General features: G+C 62.8%; 15 protein-coding genes. 7 read left to right on the top strand and 8 right to left on the bottom strand.

Annotation, left to right across the window (positions count from 1 at the left end; all coding sequences use genetic code 11):
• Both dbpA and mdtD read right to left on the bottom strand, forming a co-directional pair.
• Positions 1-1380, bottom strand: coding sequence for an ATP-dependent RNA helicase DbpA (dbpA, locus tag ACZ3GY_RS21460; protein WP_463563318.1), 1380 nt, complete (start codon positions 1378-1380; stop codon positions 1-3).
• 77 nt (positions 1381-1457) lie between these two features.
• Positions 1458-2873, bottom strand: a complete 1416-nt coding sequence (gene mdtD / locus ACZ3GY_RS21455) for a multidrug transporter subunit MdtD (protein ID WP_465912009.1) — start codon at positions 2871-2873, stop codon at positions 1458-1460.
• Between the two features lie 148 nt (positions 2874-3021).
• Here mdtD and torT point away from each other — a divergent pair, with 148 nt between their 5' ends.
• Entirely contained in the window at positions 3022-4038 is a 1017-nt protein-coding gene (gene torT / locus ACZ3GY_RS21450; protein WP_465911906.1) for a TMAO reductase system periplasmic protein TorT, read from the top strand.
• Here torT and betA read toward each other — a convergent pair.
• The 5 genes from betA to ACZ3GY_RS21425 form a co-directional block, all read right to left on the bottom strand.
• Positions 4035-5744: a choline dehydrogenase gene (betA, locus tag ACZ3GY_RS21445; RefSeq protein ID WP_465911905.1), complete on the bottom strand. Its 1710-nt coding sequence runs from the start codon at positions 5742-5744 to the stop codon at positions 4035-4037. The two genes, torT and betA, sit on opposite strands and share 4 nt — an antisense overlap.
• A gap of 119 nt (positions 5745-5863) precedes the next feature.
• Positions 5864-7336 carry a betaine-aldehyde dehydrogenase gene (gene betB, locus ACZ3GY_RS21440; RefSeq protein WP_463563321.1) on the bottom strand — a complete coding sequence of 491 codons (1473 nt, stop codon included), beginning with the start codon at positions 7334-7336 and terminating at the stop codon, positions 5864-5866.
• Between the two features lie 345 nt (positions 7337-7681).
• Complete coding sequence (betI, locus tag ACZ3GY_RS21435; protein WP_463563322.1) at positions 7682-8284, bottom strand: transcriptional regulator BetI; 603 nt, start codon at positions 8282-8284, stop codon at positions 7682-7684.
• Positions 8285-8343: 59 nt separating this feature from the next.
• Complete coding sequence (locus ACZ3GY_RS21430) at positions 8344-9036, bottom strand: response regulator (RefSeq protein ID WP_463563323.1); 693 nt, start codon at positions 9034-9036, stop codon at positions 8344-8346.
• Positions 9029-10561: a sensor histidine kinase gene (locus ACZ3GY_RS21425; RefSeq protein ID WP_465911904.1), complete on the bottom strand. Its 1533-nt coding sequence runs from the start codon at positions 10559-10561 to the stop codon at positions 9029-9031. The genes ACZ3GY_RS21430 and ACZ3GY_RS21425 overlap by 8 nt, the downstream gene beginning before the upstream one ends.
• Positions 10562-10728: 167 nt before the next feature.
• Here ACZ3GY_RS21425 and ACZ3GY_RS21420 point away from each other — a divergent pair, with 167 nt between their 5' ends.
• A complete protein-coding gene (locus ACZ3GY_RS21420) occupies positions 10729-12603 on the top strand; it encodes a potassium transporter Kup (RefSeq protein ID WP_465911903.1) in 1875 nt (624 codons plus the stop codon).
• A gap of 305 nt (positions 12604-12908) precedes the next feature.
• On the opposite strand, the gene ACZ3GY_RS21415 is transcribed toward ACZ3GY_RS21420, so the two are convergent.
• A complete protein-coding gene (locus tag ACZ3GY_RS21415) occupies positions 12909-13541 on the bottom strand; it encodes a class I SAM-dependent methyltransferase (RefSeq protein ID WP_465911902.1) in 633 nt (210 codons plus the stop codon).
• Between the two features lie 117 nt (positions 13542-13658).
• Between ACZ3GY_RS21415 and ACZ3GY_RS21410 the strand changes: the two genes are divergently transcribed.
• The 5 genes from ACZ3GY_RS21410 (at position 13659) to ssuE (ending at position 19851) form a co-directional block, all read left to right on the top strand.
• A complete protein-coding gene (locus ACZ3GY_RS21410) occupies positions 13659-16016 on the top strand; it encodes a DNA polymerase II (protein WP_465911901.1) in 2358 nt (785 codons plus the stop codon).
• 261 nt (positions 16017-16277) lie between these two features.
• On the top strand, positions 16278-17591 hold the full coding sequence (locus ACZ3GY_RS21405) for an OprD family porin (protein WP_465911900.1): 1314 nt from the start codon (positions 16278-16280) through the stop codon (positions 17589-17591).
• Between the two features lie 311 nt (positions 17592-17902).
• Entirely contained in the window at positions 17903-18454 is a 552-nt protein-coding gene (locus ACZ3GY_RS21400) for a sugar O-acetyltransferase (RefSeq protein ID WP_465911899.1), read from the top strand.
• 161 nt (positions 18455-18615) lie between these two features.
• Positions 18616-19254, top strand: a complete 639-nt coding sequence (locus ACZ3GY_RS21395) for a peroxiredoxin (RefSeq protein WP_465911898.1) — start codon at positions 18616-18618, stop codon at positions 19252-19254.
• A 9-nt stretch (positions 19255-19263) separates the two neighbouring features.
• Positions 19264-19851, top strand: coding sequence for an NADPH-dependent FMN reductase (gene ssuE, locus ACZ3GY_RS21390; RefSeq protein ID WP_465911897.1), 588 nt, complete (start codon positions 19264-19266; stop codon positions 19849-19851).
• Positions 19852-19855 lie beyond the last annotated feature (4 nt).

Below are 19855 nucleotides of genomic sequence, written 5' to 3'. Positions count from 1 at the left end.
CTACAACGTGCGTACGCGTAGTGAGCGGCCCTTGATCTTGCCTTCGCTGAGGCACTTGAGTGCTTGCACGGCCAGGCTGCGTTCAACGGCTACATAGGCCTGGAAGTCGAAAATAGCGATCTTGCCGACCTGCGCGCCAGGGATGCCGCCCTCGCCAGTGAGCGCACCGAGAATATCGCCGGGGCGCAGCTTGTCTTTACGCCCGGCGCCGATGCACAGCGTCATCATGAGCGGCTGTAGTGGCGCCCCACCTTGGTGTTTCAAGCTGCTCAGCGGGTGCCAGTTGAGTGGCGACTTTTGCAGGGTTTCGATGGCTTGGGCACGATGACCTTCGGCTGGGGCAACCAGGCTCATGGCCAGACCTTTCTCGCCTGCACGACCGGTGCGGCCAACGCGGTGAATGTGAATTTCCGAGTCGCGTGCCAGTTCGACGTTGATCACCATGTCCAGCGCATCGATATCCAGGCCACGAGCCGCCACATCAGTGGCGACCAGTACCGACAGGCTGCGGTTGGCAAACGTCGCCAACACTTGATCGCGGTCGCGTTGTTCCAGGTCACCGTGCAGGGCGGCGGCCGAGATGCCTTTGGCGGTGAGGTGGTCGACTACTTCCTGGCATTGTTGCTTGGTGAAGCAGAAGGCCACGCAGGATTGCGGGCGGTAGTTGTTGAGCAGCTTGACCACGGCGTCCATGCGCTCGTCGGGGCTGATCTCATAGAAGCGCTGTTCGATCTGCGTGTCGTCATGCAGTGCGTCGGCTTTGACCTGCTGCGGGTTGCGCATGAAGGTCGCGGACAGCTGCTTGATGCCGGCCGGGTAGGTGGCCGAGAACAGCAGCGTCTGGCGGCGCTCCGGGGTCTGCCCGATGATCTCGGCGATGCTGTCGTAGAAGCCCATGTCGAGCATACGGTCGGCTTCGTCGAGTACCAGGGTGTTGAGGCCATCGAGTTTCAGCGTAGCCTTGGCCAGGTGCTGCTGGACGCGACCGGGCGTGCCGACGATGATTTGCGCGCCATGCTCCAGCGAGGCGATCTGCGGGCCGAAAGGCACGCCGCCGCAGAGGGTGAGGATCTTGATGTTGTCTTCACCGCGGGCCAGGCGACGCAGTTCCTTGGCCACCTGGTCAGCCAGCTCACGGGTTGGGCACAGCACCAGTGCTTGGCAGCCGAAGTAGCGCGGGTTGAGTGGGTTGAGCAGGCCGATACCAAAGGCGGCGGTCTTGCCGCTGCCGGTTTTGGCCTGGGCGATCAGATCCATGCCCTTGAGCATGACCGGTAGGCTCTGGGCCTGGATCGGCGTCATCTGCGCGTAACCGAGGGACTCGAGGTTCGCCAGCATGGCGGGCGACAGGGCAAGCGAGGAGAAAGCGGTGGCGGTCACGGTACAGAGCCTAGGGGGAGCGTTTAGAGGCGCCTAGTGTAGCAGGCGCCGTGCCCAGTTCCGTGGCGATCGCTGCGTTACTCGTCGACGTCCACCTCCACGCGTCGGGCGCTGCGCCCGTCTTCCGGCGACAGCTGCAGGAAGATTCCTGCCGCCAGTATCGACAGCAGGCCGACGCACAGGTACGTGGCCTGGAAGGCCCCCAGTACGCTATCCGCCGCACCTTGATTGTCCAGGTTGAAGCCGCCAAGCAGTGCCGCAGCGGCGGCGATACCCATACTCATCGACAACTGCACCACCACGGAGAGCAGGCCGTTGCCGCTGCTGGCCTCGCTGTCGCGCAGGTCGATCAGGGTCACGGTGTTCATGGCGGTGAACTGCAAGGAGTTGACGGCACCGATCAGGGTCAGCTGAATGGCCAGTTGCACGTGGGAGGTCTGCGCGTCGACCAGGGCCATGCTGGCGATCAGCAGGCCGAGTAGCACGGTGTTGCTGGTCAGGATGCGGCGGTAGCCGAGGCGGTCAATCAACGGCTTGGCCAGCGGCTTCATAGCCATGGCGGCAAGGGCCAGGGGAATCATGCTCATGCCCGCCTGGGCCGGTGAATAACCCATGCCCAGTTGCAGCAGCAGCGGCGTGAGGAACGGCAGGGCGCCGCTGCCCAGGCGCGCGAAGATATTGCCGAGAATGCCCACCGCGAAGCTGCGGGTCTGGAACAGGCTGGGCGGGAACAGTGCGTTGGGCGTGCGCCCGGCGCGTAGCCAGTAGGCCGCCAGGCAGGCCAGGCCAGCCAGCAACAGCAGCATCACCCGCACATGGGGCAAGTGCAGTTCACCGAGGCCTTCGAGCGCCATGGTGATCAGCAGCATGGCCGCGCCGAAGAGCAGGAAGCCGGCCAGATCGAACCGCGTGCGTTCGGGGCCGCGCAAGTCCGGCATGAAACGAAAGGCGGCCCAGCAGCCAAGGGCGCCGACCGGCAGATTGATCAGGAAGATCCAGTGCCAGCTGGTGTACTCCACCAGCCAGCCGCCCAGGGTGGGGCCGATCAGCGGCCCGAGCAGGCCGGGCAGGGTGATGAAGCTCATGATCCGCACCAGCTCGGTACGTGGATAGGCGCGCAGCACCACCAGACGCCCCACCGGCATCATCAACGCGCCGCCGAGGCCCTGGATGATGCGTGCGATCACCAGCATGTTCAGCGATTGGGAGACCGCGCACAGCAGCGAGCCGAGGCTGAACAGCAGGATGGCGCCAAAGAAGATGTGCCGCGTGCCGAAGCGATCCGCCAGCCAGCCGGAGGCGGGAATCAGCAGCGCCACGGTGAGCATGTAGGCGATGACCACCGACTGCATGCGCAACGGGTCTTCGGAGAGGTCGGCGGCCATGCTCGGCAGAGCGGTATTGAGGATGGTGCCGTCCAGCGTCTGCATGAAGAACGCGATGGCGACGATCCAGGGCAGCAGGCGGGCAGTGCGGGCGTCGAGCAGGGTCATGGTGGTCTCACTACGGGGTGTCATACTCTATCCATGCCGGTCATCCAGGCATGGATGCTAGGATGAACCGTGGTCAGTGTACTAGGGTCTGTTGACGCTTCACGCACGGCTCGCGCTGAAAGGCCAACAGATACTAGGGAGGGTTCATATGCGCTGTCTGTTGTTGCTCGCTCTGCTCTGGTCGGGCCTTTCGGCGGCGGCGTGGTTTTCTCAGCCTGTTCTTGTCGATGGTCAATTGCAGGTCTATCAGCCGACGAACGCCGCCAGTGAGCCCTGGCGCATCTGCGTACTGATCCCGAATGCCAAGGATCGTTACTGGTGGGGCGTGGCCTGGGGGTTACAACAGGAAGCCCAGCGTCTGGGAGTACGGCTTGGAGTCTACGAAGCGGGCGGCTACGACCATCCCGAGGTTCAGGTCAGGCAGTTCGACCATTGCGTCGATAAAGGCGCCGATGGTTTCTTGATCGCCGGTATCAATCCTTCCGACCTGTGTTCGCGTATTGCGGTTCAGCAACGTGCTGGACGGCCGGTGATCGACCTGATCAATGGCCTGGGATGTGAAACGCTGAGCTCACGCTCGCGAGTCGACTTCGCCGATATGGCCAGCGCCACCCTGAATTATCTGATCAAGCTCAGTGATGGTCGGCCAATTCGTGTTGGCTGGCTGCCGGGGCCTGCCGACGCCGGCTGGATAAAGGACGCCGAGCGCGGATTGCACGCAGCCCTGCAAGGTACGGCGATCACCTTGGTACACGGCGGCTACGGCCCGCTGGATCGCAGCCGCCAGGCGAAGCTGGTGCGTGAACTGTTCAAGACCGAACCGCCGCTCGACTACCTGATCGGTAATGCCGAGGCGGCGTTGTTCGCGACCGAGCTGGCGTACAGCAGTGGTTCGTCGACCCAGATCCTGTCGGTCTACGCGACGGATCGCGTGCTGCAGCAAATCCGCAACGGCCGGGTGCTGGCAGCGCCGACTGACTCGCCGGTGATCCAGGCACGTATTGCGCTGGATCTCGCCGTACGTGGCCTGCAAGGCGAAAGGCTTCCCAGGCTGATCAGCCCGCAGATCGAAGTCCTCGATGCTGCCGCGCTGGAGCGTTTCGACCTGCAACGGCTGGCGCCGCCTGCAAGGTACCGGATGACCAGCCAGGAACTGCCGAACTAGCCGGCCGAGCGCATCTCTTCGACCGCGCGCCGCGGGGTACCACGTACCGGCTTGCCATTGGCGGTGTAGTAGGGCGCAGTGCTGCGCGGCAGGGCCTGATCGCCGCGAATACGGTCGGCGATTTTCTCGGCGATCATGATAGTGGTGGCGTTGAGGTTGCCGGTGATGATCTCCGGCATGATCGACGCGTCCACCACGCGCAGCCCCTGCACACCGTGCACGCGGCCCTGGCCATCGACTACCGCCATGGCGTCTTCGCCCATCTTGCACGAGCAGGACGGATGGAAGGCCGTTTCTGCGTGTTCGCGGATGAAGGCGTCCAGTTCGGCATCGCTCTGCACATGGGCGCCGGGGCTCAGTTCGCGGCCGCGATAAGCATCGAGAGCGGGCTGGTTGATGATTTCGCGGGTCAGGCGAATGCCGTCGCGGAACTCCTGCCAGTCCTGCTCATGGGACATGTAGTTGAACAGGATGCTCGGGTGCTGGCGTGGATCCTTCGACTTGACCTGCACGCGGCCGCGACTTGGTGAGCGCATCGAGCCTACGTGGGCCTGGAAGCCATGCTCCTTCACCGCATTGCTGCCGTTGTAGTTGATCGCCACCGGCAGGAAGTGGTACTGCAGGTTCGGCCACTCGAACTCTTCCCGCGAGCGGATGAAGCCGCCAGCCTCGAACTGGTTGCTGGCGCCGATGCCGTCGCCGGCCAGCAGCCATTTTGCGCCGATACCGGGCTGGTTGAGCATCTTCAGGGCCGGGTACAGCGACACTGGCTGGGTGCAGGCGTACTGCACGTACACCTCCAGGTGATCCTGCAGATTGGCGCCCACACCCGGCAGTTCGTGCACCACATCGATATCCAGGCTGCGCAGCAACTCCCCAGGGCCGACGCCGGAGCGCTGCAGGATCTGCGGTGAGGCGATGGCGCCCGCACACAGCAGTACTTCGCGGCGTGCCGTGGCGACGGTGGCATCGTTCGAATTGCCAATCAGATAGCTGACGCCGCTGGCGCGCTGGCCGTCGAACAGGATGCGATCGGTGGTGGCGTGGGTGACGATGGTCAGGTTGCTGCGCTCGCGGGCCTGATCCAGATAGCCACGTGCCGTGCTGGCGCGGCGGCCTTCCGGGGTCACGGTGCGATCCATCGGGCCGAAGCCTTCCTGCTGGTAACCGTTGAGGTCATCGGTACGCGGGTAGCCGGCCTGTACGCCGGCCTCGACCATGGCGTGGAACAGCGGGTTGTTGTCGGCCTTGGGCGTGGTCACGCTGACCGGGCCGCTGTCGCCGTGATAATCGTTGGCACCGATGTCGCGGGTTTCCGCCTTGCGGAAATACGGCAGGCAGTCCAGATAACTCCAGTCTTCGAGGCCGGGCTGCTTGGCCCAGTTATCGAAGTCCATGGCGTTGCCGCGGATGTAGCACATGCCGTTGATCAGCGACGAACCGCCCAGGCCCTTGCCGCGCCCGCATTCCATACGGCGGTTGTCCATGTACGGTTCCGGGTCGGTCTCGTAAGCCCAGTTGTAGCGCCGGCCTTGTAGCGGGAAGGCCAGGGCAGCGGGCATCTGGGTACGGAAGTCGAGGCGATAATCCGGGCCGCCGGCTTCCAGCAGCAGCACGCTGACGCTGGCGTCTTCGGTCAGGCGGGTCGCCAGCACGTTACCGGCAGAGCCGGCGCCGATGATGATGTAATCGAATTCTTGGGACATGGTGGCCTCCTGGTAGGTGGCTGAGCCTTGGGCCAAGCGGATCGCAGGCCCGTGTCCGGCTCATGCAACAGGTTTGCAGCGCTGCCGGGACGCCGGTTGGCGCCGCTCGGCATACGCAGTCAGAACACCGAGGCGTAATCGCCCAGCTCGACCTGCACGGATTTGATTCGGGTGTAATGGGCCAGCGTGGTCAGGCCGTTTTCGCGGCCGACGCCGGATTGCTTGTAGCCGCCCACCGGCATTTCGGCAGCGGATTCGCCCCAGCTGTTGATCCAGCAGATGCCTGCTTCCAGCTTGTGGATAACCCGGTGCGCACGATTCAGGTCGCGGGTGACGATGCCGGCGGCCAGGCCGTAGTCGGTATCGTTGGCGCGGCGGATGACTTCCTCTTCGCTGTCGTAGATGAGGATGCTCATCACCGGGCCGAAGATTTCCTCGCGCACGATGGTCATGTCGTCACGGCAATCGGTGAACACGGTCGGTGCCACGTAGGCGCCATTGGCATATTCACCCGTGGTCACCCGCTCGCCGCCGATCAGCAGGCGGGCGCCTTGCTGGCGGCCTGACTCGATGTAGCCGAGCACGCGCTCCATGTGGGCGAAGCTGACCAGCGGGCCGAAGTTGGTGTTGTCATCCTGCGGGCTGCCCAGGCGGATGCGCTTGACCCGCTCCAGTACCTTGCTCTCGAAACGTGCTTGCAGCGTGCGAGGTACGAATACCCGGGTGCCGTTGGTGCACACCTGGCCGGAACTGTAGAAGTTGGCCATCAGCGAGATGTCGGCGGCGCGATCCAGATCCGCATCTTCGAAAATGATCAGTGGCGACTTGCCGCCCAGCTCCATGGTCACTTCCTTGAGCGACGAGCTGGAGGCACTGGCCATGACCTTCTTGCCGGTGACCGTGCCGCCGGTGAAGGAAATCTTCTCGATGCGCGGGTGTTCAGTGAGCCACTGACCCACTTCGCTGCCGCTACCGGTCAGTACGTTGAACACACCATCGGGCAGGCCTGCCTCGCTGTAGATTTCCGCCAGCTTGAGGGTGGTCAGCGAGGTGACTTCGCTGGGCTTGAAGATCATCGCGTTGCCGGCGGCGAGGGCCGGCGCGGACTTCCACAGAGCGATCTGGATCGGGTAGTTCCACGCACCGATACCGGCGACCACGCCCAGCGGCTCGCGGCGGGTATAGACGAAGCTGGTGTCGCGCAGCGGGATCTGTTCACCCTCGATGGCCGGGATCAGGCCAGCGTAATACTCGAGCACATCGGCACCGGTAACGATATCGACGTAGCGGGTTTCGCTCAGTGGCTTGCCGGTGTCGAGGGTTTCCAGCTCGGCCAGCTCGTCATTGCGCTCACGAAGGATATCCACGGCACGACGCAGGATGCGCGAGCGCTGCATGGCGGTCATCGCCGCCCAGACTTTCTGGCCCTGCTCGGCGCTGACGACGGCACGTTCGACGTCATCATGGCTGGCGCGCGAGATATTGGCCAGCACCTCGCCATTGGCCGGGTTGATGCTTTGCAACGTGGCGCCGCTGCTTGAGTCGACGTACTGGCCGCCTATGTAGAGCTTCTGGTCTTCGAATCGAGTCATGGGGCGTTCTCCTGATCGAGCCAGACGCTGTTCGCGGTCTGGCGGATGGATCGGCGTGAGCGAGATGAAAAGACATGTCAGCCGACTTGATTAAAAAACAGCCTACTTTATTTTTATTGATCGATCAATCAATAAAGATCCTGCGGGCGACGGAAACCGAGCTGGGTACGACATGCGTATCAGCGTTGTGTCCGAGCCTGGAAAGATGCTGCCATGTAGGAGCCGCGCCCTCGCGGCGAATGGCGCGGGCACTGACGATAGTGTGGTAACGCCGCTATCGAATCGCGCCGAGGTCGACGCTCCTAATGGTCAATGGCTACCGCGTAGGAGCCCGCTTGCGGGCGATCAGCTGGGGCTGGGGTCGGCCTTGGCCAATTGCAGGTCGAGGTAGTCGTAGGCGATCTGCGCCGCCTGGCGGGTATCGAAGCCTTCTCCGGACAGCGCGCCGCGCAGCCATAGGCCGTCGATCAGTGCAGCCATGCCACGGGCGGCGGCGCGGGCCTGAGGTTGCGGCAGCACGCGGCGGAACTGGCCGCACAGGTTTGAGTACAGGCGCTGGTCGTTGACCCGCTGCAGGCGCCGCAGAGAGGGCTGGTGCATGCTGCTGGCCCAGAACGCCAGCCAGGTCTTCATTGCCGGGCCGCTGACCTGGGTTTCGTCGAAGTTGCCGTCGATGATTGCGCGCAGACGCGCCTGCGGCGTGTCTTCGCGCAGCAGCCGATAGCGCGCGTGGACGGCCTCGCTAAGCGCCTGCATCAGGTGACGCATGGTCGCTTCCAGCAAGCCGTTCTTGTCCTGGAAGTAGTGGCTGATGATGCCGTTCGACACACCGGCGAGGCGTGCGATGTAGGCAATGCTGGCATCGCTCATGCCAACCTGGTCGACGGCTTCGAGGGTGGCCGCAATAAGTTGCGAGCGGCGGATCGGTTGCATTCCGACCTTGGGCATCGTGTTCTCCGGTAGGGGCTGTGGCAGCAGTCTAACAGAGGCCTCCGCAGGCTGGCCGCTCAGCCATCCCTATCCACCAGCCGATAGCCGACCCCGGCTTCGGTGATGATAAGCCGCGGTGCAGCCGGGTCGTCGCCCAGTTTCTGCCGCAGGTGAGCGATGACGATGCGCAGATAATGGCTGTGCTCGATATGGGTCGGGCCCCAGATATCGCGCAGCAGTTGTTGTTGGGTGACCACCATGCCCGGATGTCGAGCCAGGGTTTCGAGCACGGCGTACTCCTTGCGGGTCAGGCTGATTTCCTGCTCGGCCAGGGTCACCCGGCGAAACGCGAAGTCGACCCGCAGCCCGCCGCTGACCAGCGCCGCCGCGGGCTTTTCGCTGGCGGGGCGGGTGCGCAGCAGGGCGCGTACCCGGGCGAGGAATTCCTGCACGCCAAAGGGTTTGCTGACGTAATCGTTGGCGCCACTGTCCAGGGCCTGCACCTTGTCCTTTTCTCCGGCGCGCACCGAGAGCACCAGCACCGGTACGCTCGACCATTCGCGTAAACGCGTCAGCACTTCCTGGCCGTCCATGTCGGGCAGGCCGAGGTCGAGTACTACGAGATCCGGCTGTTCCAGTGCCGCCAGGTGTAGGGCGGCTTCCCCACAGTCGGCCTCCAGTACCTGGTAGCCATGGGCCTGCAGGCCGATGCGCAGGAATTTGCGAATCGCCGCCTCGTCGTCGACCAGCAGAATGCGTGCATCAGTCATGGCTGCTGCCCTCGTCGGGCTGTTGCAGTGGAAGTTGCAGAATCATGCTCGTGCCCTTGCCCGGTGTGGAATCAACCTGTGCAGTGCCCCCGTGGGCGTTGAGCATGCCCAGGCAGATCGCCAGTCCCAGGCCAGTACCTTGGCCGCCACGATCGCCCCGGGCAGCGGTGTAAAAGAGGTCGAAGATGTGCGGCTGCTCGTCGGCTGGAATGCCCGGGCCCTGGTCGCTGATGGTGAAGTACAGGTGTTCGCTGTCATGGCGGGCGTTGATGTCGATGGCTCCGCCGACCGGAGAGAAGCGTGCGGCGTTATCCAGCACATTGACCAGTGCCTGCTCGATCAGTGCGCCCTGCACCCATAGCAGCGGCATATCGGGCGGTACCTCGATATGCACCTGCAGGCTTTGTAGCACGGGCTGCAGACGCTGCACGGCGGCGGCGAGCAGGTCGCCAGCGGCCACCCAGTCGCGCTCCAGGTGCAGGCCGCCGTGGCCGAGGCGGGTCATGTCCAGCAGGTTCTGGATATAGCGATCCAGGCGCGAAGCTTCGCTGGCTGTGCTTTCTAGCAGGTCGTCGCGGGTCGCCTTGTCCAGGCTGTCGATGAACAACTGCAGGGTTTCGATAGCGCCGCGCATGGCGGTCAGCGGCGTGCGCAGGTCATGGGACACCGAGGCGAGCAGGGCGCTGCGCAACCGTTCGGTTTCATGCTGCAGGCGCGTGTGCCCCAGGGTCTCGACCAACTGCACGCGAGCCAGGGCGTGGGCCAGCAGGGGCAGTAGCACGCCGATCAACTGGCGTTGCTCGCCAGCCGGAGGATCGCCCTGCACGGTGCGCATGCCCAGCAGCGCCAAGGGCTGGTCGCCGTCCATCAACGGCCACCACCACCAGTGCGGATGGGTCAGGCTGTGGCTGTCGTAGCCGCGCGGGTGGCGGTTTTGCCAGGCGTGTTCGGCGCTGATGCGCTCCAGTTCACTGAGCGCCAAGGTGCTGCCATCGGCCTGCTGCCAGTTGCCCTGCGCGGTACGGTTGAGCAGGCAAAGGCGCTCGGCCGGCAAATCCAGCTGGCTGTGCATGGCAGCGAGCAGATCGCGCTGATCCTGAGCGCTCGACAGCCGTTCGGCGAAGCTCAGCAGGCTTTCGGTCTGTCGCTGGGCCACTTGCAAGTCACGAAACTGCTGGCGCTGGCGCGCGGCCAGGTTGCCAGTCAGCAAGGCGATCAGCAGGAAGAACAGCAGCGTGAGCACGTCCTGTTCACGATGCACGACCACCGACCAGGCCGGCGGCAGAAAGAAAAAACCGTAAGCGGCGAATGACAGCAGCGCGCACAGCAGCGCCGGGCCGACACTGCTGCGTACCGCCACCAGAAGCACCACGACGAGGAACACCAGGGAGATGTTCGGCAGATCCAGCCAGCGCGAAACAGCCAGCGCCAGCAGCGAACCCGACAAGGCCGCGAGAATGGCCAGCAGGTAATGGCTCAGTGGCGCCAGCGGTCGGCTGGTGAGGCGGTCGGCGGCGGTGGGCATGGTGGTTTTCCGGGGCAGGGCGTGGGCTGATCATGGCGCTGTGCAAGGTTGGCGTAAAGAAGCGTGGCGTCGCGTAAAGATGGCGTAAAAGTCAGCGGCGCAAGGCTGATGAGCTGGCGAACTCGGCGTATACCTGAGGCATCGTCACTTCAGGGATATCTCGTAACGTGAGCACCACTACCCGTACTTCATCTGTTGCGCTACTGATTGGCGCCGCCGGCATCGTGTATGGCGATATTGGCACTAGCCCGCTGTATGCCCTCAAGGAAATTTTCTCGCCGCATTACGGCGTCGATTTGTCCCAGGCCAGCGTGCTGGGCATTCTGTCGCTGATCTTCTGGTCGCTGACCCTGGTGGTCACGGTCAAGTACGTGATGTTCATCCTGCGCGCCGACAACGGCGGCGAGGGCGGCATCATGGCGCTCACCGCGTTGGCTCAACGCGCAGCCGTCAATCATCCGCGGCTGCGTACGGCGCTGATCATGCTCGGCCTGTTCGGCGCTGCGCTGTTCTACGGCGACAGCATGCTCACCCCTGCCGTATCGGTGGTTTCCGCCGTGGAGGGGGTCGGCCTGGTGGTCGATGGCATCGATCATTGGGTGGTGCCGGTGGCGCTACTGATCCTGGTGCCGCTGTTTCTGTTGCAACGCCATGGTACGGCGCGCATCGGTTATCTGTTCGGCCCGGTGATGGTGATCTGGTTCGTGGTGCTCGGTGCACTGGGCGTGCACGGCATCGTGCAGAGGCCGGAAGTGCTGCTGGCGCTGAACCCGTACTGGGCGCTGCAGTTCTTCATTACCAATCCGCTGCTCGGGTTAACGGTGATGGGCGCCGTGGTGCTGACCATCACCGGCGCTGAAGCGCTGTACGCGGATCTTGGCCACTTTGGCCGCAGGCCCATCGTGCATGCATGGCTGTTCCTGGCCTTCCCGGGGTTGATGCTCAACTACCTGGGTCAGGGCGCGGTGTTGCTCAGTGACCCGGAGGCTGTGCGCAATCCGTTCTATCTGTTGGCGCCATCCTGGGCGCTGATCCCGTTGATCAGCCTGTCGACACTGGCCACCATCATTGCCTCCCAAGCGGTGATCACTGGTGCCTTCTCGATCACTCGTCAGGCGATTCAGCTCGGCTATGTGCCGCGCATGCAGATCCTGCACACCTCCAGCGCCGAGCAAGGGCAGATCTACATCCCGTTGATCAACAGCCTGTTGCTGGTCGGCGTGGTGTTGCTGGTGGTGGGCTTCCAGTCGTCCAGTGGCCTGGCGGAGGCCTATGGCGTGGCCGTGACCGGCACCATGCTGTGCACCACGCTGCTGGTGTCGGCGGTGATCCTGCTGTTGTGGCGCTGGCCGAAGGTATTGGCGATCCCACTGTTGGCGGTGTTTCTGCTGGTCGACGTGGTGTTCTTCGCCGCCAACGTGCCGAAAATCATGGGCGGCGGCGCGGTGCCGATGATCATCGGCATCCTCTTGTTCGGCCTGATGACCACCTGGAAGCGTGGCCGCCAACTGGTGCTCGAACGCCTCGACGAACATGCGCTGGTGCTGCGCGACTTCATTGCCAGCATTGCCCTGCAGCCGCCCCATCGGGTGTCCGGCACCGCGGTGTTCCTCACCAGTCGGGTGGATGTGGTGCCCCACGCGCTGTTGCATAACCTGCTGCACAACCAGGTGCTGCACGAGCGGGTCATGCTGCTCACCGTCCTTTATGAGGATCGTCCGCGGGTGCCGTTGGCCGAGCGCTTCGAGCTGGATGCCTATGACCAGGGCTTCTACCGTGTGCGTCTGCGTTTTGGCTTTCTTGAGGTGCCAGATATTCCGCAGGCGCTGGCGCAACTGAGCGAGAAGGGGCTGGATTGCCCACCGATGCAGACTACCTATTTCCTCAGCCGAGAGACGGTGATTCCGTCCGAACGCATCGGCATGGCGATGTGGCGTGAGCGGTTGTTCGCCGTGCTGCAGAAGAACGCCGGCAGCTCCCTGAGCTTCTTCCGTCTGCCGGTGAACCGAGTGATCGAGTTGGGCACGCAGGTGGAGATTTAGACTGTGGAAAGGCGGAAGCGGTCATCTGCTGCGTGGTTCGATCTGATCGTTCCTCACGCTCCGCGTGGGAATGCCTGCAGGGACGCTCTGCGTCCGATGTCGAGGCCTGGCGGGCGCAGAGCGCCCTGGATTGGGCTCCCACGCTGGAGCGTGGGAGCCATCATCAATCTCGTGGGAGGGGCCGGGCGGCGATCCGCTTTAGCCGCGAGCTCTTTGCTCTTCAATAGAGCTCGCGGCTAAAGCCCTTCCTACAAAAAGAAAGCTCTGCATCCACCGGCCGCTTCCGCCTTATAGCAGTCACCGAGTCAGGCATCGCAGCGACGCCACACGCTGGCCAGCCAGGGTTGCTGCTCGCGTGGCAGGCCAGTCGGGCGGTAGTAGTGTTCCAGTTCGTCGAAGCCGGCGCCCGTGAGTAGCTGGCGCCAGCTTTCCAGGTCATGCCAGGCGCCGTAGCGTTCGCCGCTCCAGCCTTCCTGGTTGTCGCCTCTTGGGTTGGAGCTGAACAGCACGCCGCCCGGCTTCAGGCTGGCCCGAAGTTCCCTGAGCACCCGAGGCAGCTCCTGGCTGGGTATATGGAACAGCACGGCATTGGCGAAGATGCCGTCGAAGCGTTCGGCGGGCAGCTCCAGGGCGAGAAAGTCTTGCTGCCAGACCTCACAGCCGCTATCAGCGCGGGCCATGGCGACGAACTCCGGGCAGCCATCGATGCCGACTGGGCGATGGCCGAGGGCAGCGAAGGTGCGCAGGTCACGGCCAGGGCCACAGCCGAAGTCGAGAATGCTCAGGGGCGCGGCCGTGTGGATGTGGCGCAGCAACGCTTCGATGTTCTGGCTGACGTCATGGTCGCGGGTGCCCTCGCGGAAGCCTTCGGCGCTGGCCTGGTAATGAGCCAGGGTGCGGCTGGTGATCTGTTGCAACTGATCGGGGTCGAGGGGCATGACAGCCTCAGCAGAAAAACGTGGATGTCTATTTAACCGCATCATGCAGGCTTTGCGCGGGCGGGCCGCGACGATGCGCGATAACATCGCACCCTGAACAGCATTCGAGGTGGCAGGGTGGATCTACAGCAGGGCTTCGTCCTGACCCGGCACTGGCGCGACACGCCGGCTGGTACCCAGGTGGAATTCTGGCTGTCGACCGACAGCGGCCCGCGTCTCGTCCGCTTGCCACCGCAAACGTCGGTGGCTTTCATTCCCGTGGAGCAGCGTGCGCGTGCCGAGACCTTGCTGGGCAAGGGGGTGGATATCGAGCTGCGCCCACTGCAACTGCGCGACTTCCACCAGCGGCCGGTGCTGGGTCTGTATTGCCGGCAACAGCGCCCGTTGATTCAGTTCGAGCAGACCCTGCGCCAGAACGGTGTGGATGTCTACGAGGCCGATATCCGCCCGCCCGAGCGTTACTTGATGGAGCGCTTCATTACCGCGCCTGTGCTGTTCGGCGGCACGCCGACGCAGGAGGGTGTGCTGATCGATGCGCAGTTGAAGCCGGCGCCGGACTATCGCCCGCAGCTCAAGCTGGTTTCCCTGGATATCGAAACCACCGAGCGCGGTGAGCTGTACTCCATCGCACTGGAGGGCTGCGGCCAGCGCCAGGTGTATATGCTCGGGCCACCGAATGGTGACGCCGATGTCGACTTCGATCTCGCGTATCTGGATAGTCGCGCCGAGTTGCTGGAGGCCCTCAACGGTTGGCTGGAGCGCCATGATCCGGACGCCATCATCGGCTGGAACGTGGTGCAGTTCGACCTGCGCGTTCTGCACGAGCATGCCCAGCGTCTGCAAGTGCCGCTGCGCCTTGGCCGCGGCGGCGAAGTGCTGAATTGGCGCGAGCATGGTTCCAAGCAGCATTTCTTCGCCAGTGCGCCGGGCCGGCTGATCATCGATGGTATCGAAGCGCTGCGCTCGGCTACCTGGAGCTTCCAGTCCTTCAGCCTGGAAAGCGTAGCCCAGCAGCTGCTAGGCGAGGGCAAGGCGATCGACAACCCTTACCAGCGCATGGACGAGATCAACCGTATGTTCGCCGAGGACAAGCCGGCCCTGGCGCGCTACAACCTCAAGGACTGCGAACTGGTCACGCGCATCTTCGCCAAGACCGAACTGCTCACCTTCCTCCTCGAGCGGGCCACGGTCACCGGCTTGCCGGTGGATCGCAGCGGTGGTTCGGTGGCCGCTTTCAGCCACCTGTACATGCCGCTGATGCATCGACAGGGCTTCGTGGCACCCAACCAGGGCGAGCGTCCGCCCGAAGCCAGCCCGGGCGGCTTCGTCATGGATTCGCGGCCGGGGCTTTACGAGTCGGTGCTGGTGCTGGATTACAAGAGCCTGTACCCGTCGTTGATCCGCACCTTTCTGATCGACCCGGTGGGGCTGGTCGAAGGTCTGCGCCAACCCGAAGATGAACATTCGGTGCCGGGGTTCCGGGGGGCGCGCTTTTCGCGCACCAAACATTGCCTGCCGGCCATCGTCGAGCGGGTGTGGCAGGGCCGCGAGGCGGCCAAGCGTGCCGGCAACGCGCCGCTGTCCCAGGCGCTGAAGATCATCATGAACGCCTTCTACGGTGTGCTCGGTTCCAGCGGCTGCCGTTTCTTCGATACGCGCCTGGCGTCCTCGATCACCCTGCGTGGCCATGAGGTGATGCGCCGTACGCGCGAGCTGATCGAGGCCGAGGGGCATGCGGTGATCTACGGCGACACCGACTCCACCTTCGTCTGGTTGCGCAGCGCCCATGGCGAGGAAGACGCCGAGCGCATCGGCCGTGGCTTGGTGCAGCGGGTCAACGCCTGGTGGCGCGAGCACCTGCAAACCGAGTTCGGCTTGCAGAGTGCTCTGGAGCTGCAGTTCGAAACCCACTTCAGCCGCTTTCTGATGCCGACCATTCGCGGTATGGAAGAGGGCAGCAAGAAGCGCTACGCCGGGCTGATCCGCCAGGCCGATGGCCGCGAGGAGATGGTCTTCAAGGGGCTGGAAACGGTACGCAGCGACTGGTCGCCGCTGGCCCGGCAGTTCCAACAGGAGCTGTATCTGCGCATCTTCAAGCGTCAGCCCTATCAGGATTACGTGCGCAGCTATGTGCAGAGCACCCTGGATGGCGAGTTCGATGAGCGACTGGTGTACCGCAAGCGTCTGCGCCGCAGGCTCGACGACTACCAGCGCAACGTGCCACCGCATGTGCGAGCTGCACGCCTGGCCGATGCCTATAACGACGAGCAGGGGCGCCCACGGCAGTACCAGAGCGGCGGCTGGATCAGTTACGTGATGAGCGTGGCCGGGCCGGAGCCCCTCGAACTACGCCGCGCGCCTATCGATTATGGCCACTACCTGACCCGGCAGTTGCAGCCAGTGGCCGATGCCATTCTGCCGTTCGTGGATGACGATTTCACCGCACTGATCGGTGGCCAGTTGGAGCTGTTCTGAGGCGTACGCTCAATCTACTGAAACTTTTTGAAAACATTCTTCTTTCGCCACGTGACCTGCGTTAGAGCCAAGCGTCGTAAGAGCGCGCCGCCGATATAAAGCCGCGATGAGCTAAGTCGTATATTCGAAAAAGTAATTTATTAGTAATTATTGATTCTTTTTTGTTTTATTCGCCTTGGCTTAGCCTTGCTTCCGCCAATCATTAGCGCCTACGAGTCTGGCCTGAGCCAGCTTACGACCCATGCCCCTGGAGCATCACCCATGAAAAAATCCACCCTGGCCCTGGCTGTCACCATCGCCACTCTGGCGCAGCAGGCCAACGCTGCCGGCTTTATCGAAGACAGCACCGCCAAACTCGACCTGCGCAATTTCGCTATCGACCGCAATACCAAGAACACCCCGAACAACAACGGTGAAGCCCGTGAGTGGGGGCAGGGTTTTATCTTCAACTACCAGTCCGGCTTTACCCAAGGCACCGTTGGCGTCGGTGTTGATGTAATCGGCCTTTATGGCCTGCGCCTGGACTCTGGCAGCTATGCGGGTAAAAACGGCCGTGATCGCACTCCTGGCCAACTGGTGCCCTTGGAAACTGATGGCAGTGCTGTAAACGATTTCAGCAAAGCCGGTGCCACCGCCAAGCTGCGAGTGTCCAAGACGGAGCTGCGCGTTGGTACCCTGCAACCGAAGCTGCCGGTTGTGAACTTCAATGACGGCCGCCTGCTGCCGCAATTGTTCGACGGCGGTCAGATCACTTCCAAAGAAATCGACGGCCTGACTCTGACAGCCGGTCAACTAGAACACACCAAAACTCGTGCTTCGAGTAACGACATCGGCTTGGCGATCGGTGGTGCAGGAGCAGACAGCAACAAGTTCTACTTCGCCGGTGGCGACTATCAGATCAGCAAAGAGCTGACCGCTCAGTACTACTACGGCAACCTGGAGGATTTCTACAAGCAGCACTTCCTCGGCTTGGTGCATAACCTTGCTCTGCCAGTGGGTAGCCTTAAAAGCGACCTGCGCTACTTCGACAGCAGCTCCGATGGAAAGAACGGCAGCGCTGCAGGACGCGGTGATGGTTACGTCAGTAGCGGCTACTGGAATGCCGGTGACACCAAGAATGGTGAAGTCGACAACCGTGTTTGGAGTGCGCTTTTTACTTACAGCCTGAGCGGCCATGCCCTAAGCGCCGGTTATCAGCAAGTGTCTGGTAATAGTGATTTCCCGTTCCTCAACCAAGGCGACGGCTCCAGCTCCTACTTGATCACAGATCGTCAGATCGGCAAGTTCGCCAGTGCAGGTGAGCGCACCTGGCTGGCCGAGTACGGTTATGACTTCGGCTCCGTTGGTGTGCCGGGCCTGAAAGCGGTAGTGACTTACCTCAAGGGCGACAACATCGATGCGCCTGGTGGTGATCGTAAGGAATGGGAGCGCGATTTCCGCTTGGACTATACCCTTCAGCAGGGCTCGCTCAAGGGACTCGGCTTCTCTTGGCGTAATGCTTCGCAGCGGGGCAACGACGCCACTGATCTCGACGAGAACCGCCTGATCGTCAGCTATAGCCTGCCGTTGCTTTAATACTTTTCGGGTGGGGCGAAGCACCGCTTCCCTCATCCTTTTTATTCGAGCCTGCCTGCCCTCGTTTCTGGTTGCAGGTGCTCAGCGCGACGGCGGTTCGCCGCCTGTAGCGCGATACTCCATTCCTCGTGGTGGAATCTTGCCGGGCATGTGCCCGGTTTTTTTTGCCTGCGTTTTACCCCGCTCCAGCGCTGGAATTCCCTGCTGTTGCCGTGCCCTGAATTGATTTGCAAAGACCGCCTTGTCCGATCACCGGAACCCATGCGTGCTCGGGCGTTCTTTACTGAACATTCGTGACGGAGCAACGCACCATGGCACTCAGTGAAAAACACAAAATGCTCATCGGTGAGCTCTATCTGGCCAGCGATCCCGAACTGCAGGCCGAAAGCGCCGCGACTATTGCCTGGCTGGCGCGCTACAACGGCAACCTTGGCCTGTCACCTGCCGAGCGTACCCAGGTGCTGGGCGAACGCCTGGCGAGTATCGGCAGGGGCGTGGTGGTGCGTTCGCCGTTTCACTGCGACTACGGTTTCAATCTCACGTTGGGCGATGAGGTGTTCATCAACTTCAACTGCGTGATTCTCGACGTGGTGGCCGTGAGCATTGGCGACAAGACCCAGATCGGCCCCGGTGTGCAGATACTCACCGCCGATCACCCGCGCGCTCCCGGCGAGCGCGAGTCCGGCCTGGAATTCGGTCGGCCGGTGAGCATCGGGCGCAATGTGTGGATTGGCGCTGGGGCGCTGATCCTTCCGGGTGTGACCGTCGGCGACGACGCACTGATCGGCGCTGGCAGTGTGGTGACTCGCGATGTACCTGCCGGAGCGAAGGTCGTGGGTAATCCGGCGCGGGTTCTCGAATAAGGCCATCTCGCTGGACGGGCCCGCCCTTGACGGGGTGTCGGCACGATCTTTATCGATATAGTCAATTTGGTTATAAATAAATCATTATTTATTCTTTTTAATATTTTGTGTTCCTGAGCATAGTGAGCGCCACGCAACGACTCACTTGAGGAGCACGCAGCATGAGCATCCGCCTTGGCGACATCGCCCCTGACTTCGAACAGGATTCCAGCGAAGGCCGTATCCGCTTCCACGAGTGGCTGGGCAGCCAGTGGGGCATCCTGTTTTCCCACCCGGCGGACTTCACGCCGGTGTGCACCACCGAGCTGGGTTTCACCGCCAAGCTGAAAGACGAATTCGTCAAGCGCAACGTCAAGGCCATCGCCCTGTCCGTGGATCCGGTGGACTCTCACGTGAAGTGGATCGACGACATCAACGAGACCCAGAGCACCGTGGTCAACTTCCCGATTCTGGCCGATGCCGACCGCAAGGTTTCCGAGCTCTACGACCTCATCCACCCGAATGCCAACGACACCCTGACCGTCCGTTCGTTGTTCGTCATCGATCCGAACAAGAAGGTGCGCCTGACCATCACCTACCCGGCGAGTACAGGGCGCAACTTCAACGAAATCCTCCGTGTAGTCGACTCGCTGCAACTCACCGACAGCCACAAGGTGGCCACTCCAGCCAACTGGCAGGATGGTGACGATGTGGTGATCGTGCCGTCGCTGAAAGACGAAGAAGAGATCAAGCAGCGCTTCCCCAAAGGCTACCGGGCGGTGAAGCCCTACCTGCGTCTCACCCCGCAACCGAACAAGTAAGGACGTCCCATGTTGGTGGTTTTGCTGGGCGGCAGCCCAAACCAGAAGTCGCGCTCCAACGTGCTGCTCGACAAGGCGCGGCAGTGGCTGCAATCCCATGGCGTCGAGGTGGTGAGTTACCAGGTGCGCGACTTCGAGGCCGAGGATCTGCTCTTCGCTCGTTTCGACAGCCCACGGATTCAGGGTTTGCAGGCCCACGTGGCCGCTGCTGATGGGCTGATCGTGGCGACGCCGGTGTACAAGGCCTCGTTTTCCGGGGCATTGAAAACCCTGCTCGATGTACTGCCCGAGCGCGCGCTGCATCACAAGGTCGTGCTGCCCATCGCCACGGGCGGTAGCAGCGCTCATATGTTGGCCGTGGATTACGCCCTGAAACCGGTGCTGTCGGCGCTCAAGGCGCAGGAGGTGCTGCACGGGGTTTTCGCCGATGACAGCCAGATTGCCTACACCGACACCGGTGGCGATCTGGTGCCCGTTCTGGAACAGCGTCTGGATGACGCCTTGCAACACCTGATTCAGGCACTCAACCGCCGGCCACAACCGATCGAGCCGGGGCTGCTAAACGAACGTCTGATCAGTGGGCGCTGGAGCGCCTGAGGTA

This window comes from Pseudomonas sp. PME37.24/006 (assembly GCF_055556635.1).
This window is presented reverse-complemented; position numbering and strand designations above follow the sequence as displayed.

Bases quoted from the DNA above. Each gene is read 5' to 3' on its own strand.
- mdtD (WP_465912009.1), bottom strand. From the start codon at position 2,873: ATGACCCTGCTCGACGCCCGCACTGCCCGCCTGCTGCCCTGGATCGTC.
- torT (WP_465911906.1), top strand. From the start codon at position 3,022: ATGCGCTGTCTGTTGTTGCTCGCTCTGCTCTGGTCGGGCCTTTCGGCG.
- betA (WP_465911905.1), bottom strand. From the start codon at position 5,744: ATGTCCCAAGAATTCGATTACATCATCATCGGCGCCGGCTCTGCCGGT.
- betB (WP_463563321.1), bottom strand. From the start codon at position 7,336: ATGACTCGATTCGAAGACCAGAAGCTCTACATAGGCGGCCAGTACGTC.
- betI (WP_463563322.1), bottom strand. From the start codon at position 8,284: ATGCCCAAGGTCGGAATGCAACCGATCCGCCGCTCGCAACTTATTGCG.
- ACZ3GY_RS21430 (WP_463563323.1), bottom strand. From the start codon at position 9,036: ATGACTGATGCACGCATTCTGCTGGTCGACGACGAGGCGGCGATTCGC.
- ACZ3GY_RS21425 (WP_465911904.1), bottom strand. From the start codon at position 10,561: ATGCCCACCGCCGCCGACCGCCTCACCAGCCGACCGCTGGCGCCACTG.
- ACZ3GY_RS21415 (WP_465911902.1), bottom strand. From the start codon at position 13,541: ATGCCCCTCGACCCCGATCAGTTGCAACAGATCACCAGCCGCACCCTG.
- ACZ3GY_RS21405 (WP_465911900.1), top strand. From the start codon at position 16,278: ATGAAAAAATCCACCCTGGCCCTGGCTGTCACCATCGCCACTCTGGCG.
- ACZ3GY_RS21400 (WP_465911899.1), top strand. From the start codon at position 17,903: ATGGCACTCAGTGAAAAACACAAAATGCTCATCGGTGAGCTCTATCTG.
- ACZ3GY_RS21395 (WP_465911898.1), top strand. From the start codon at position 18,616: ATGAGCATCCGCCTTGGCGACATCGCCCCTGACTTCGAACAGGATTCC.
- ssuE (WP_465911897.1), top strand. From the start codon at position 19,264: ATGTTGGTGGTTTTGCTGGGCGGCAGCCCAAACCAGAAGTCGCGCTCC.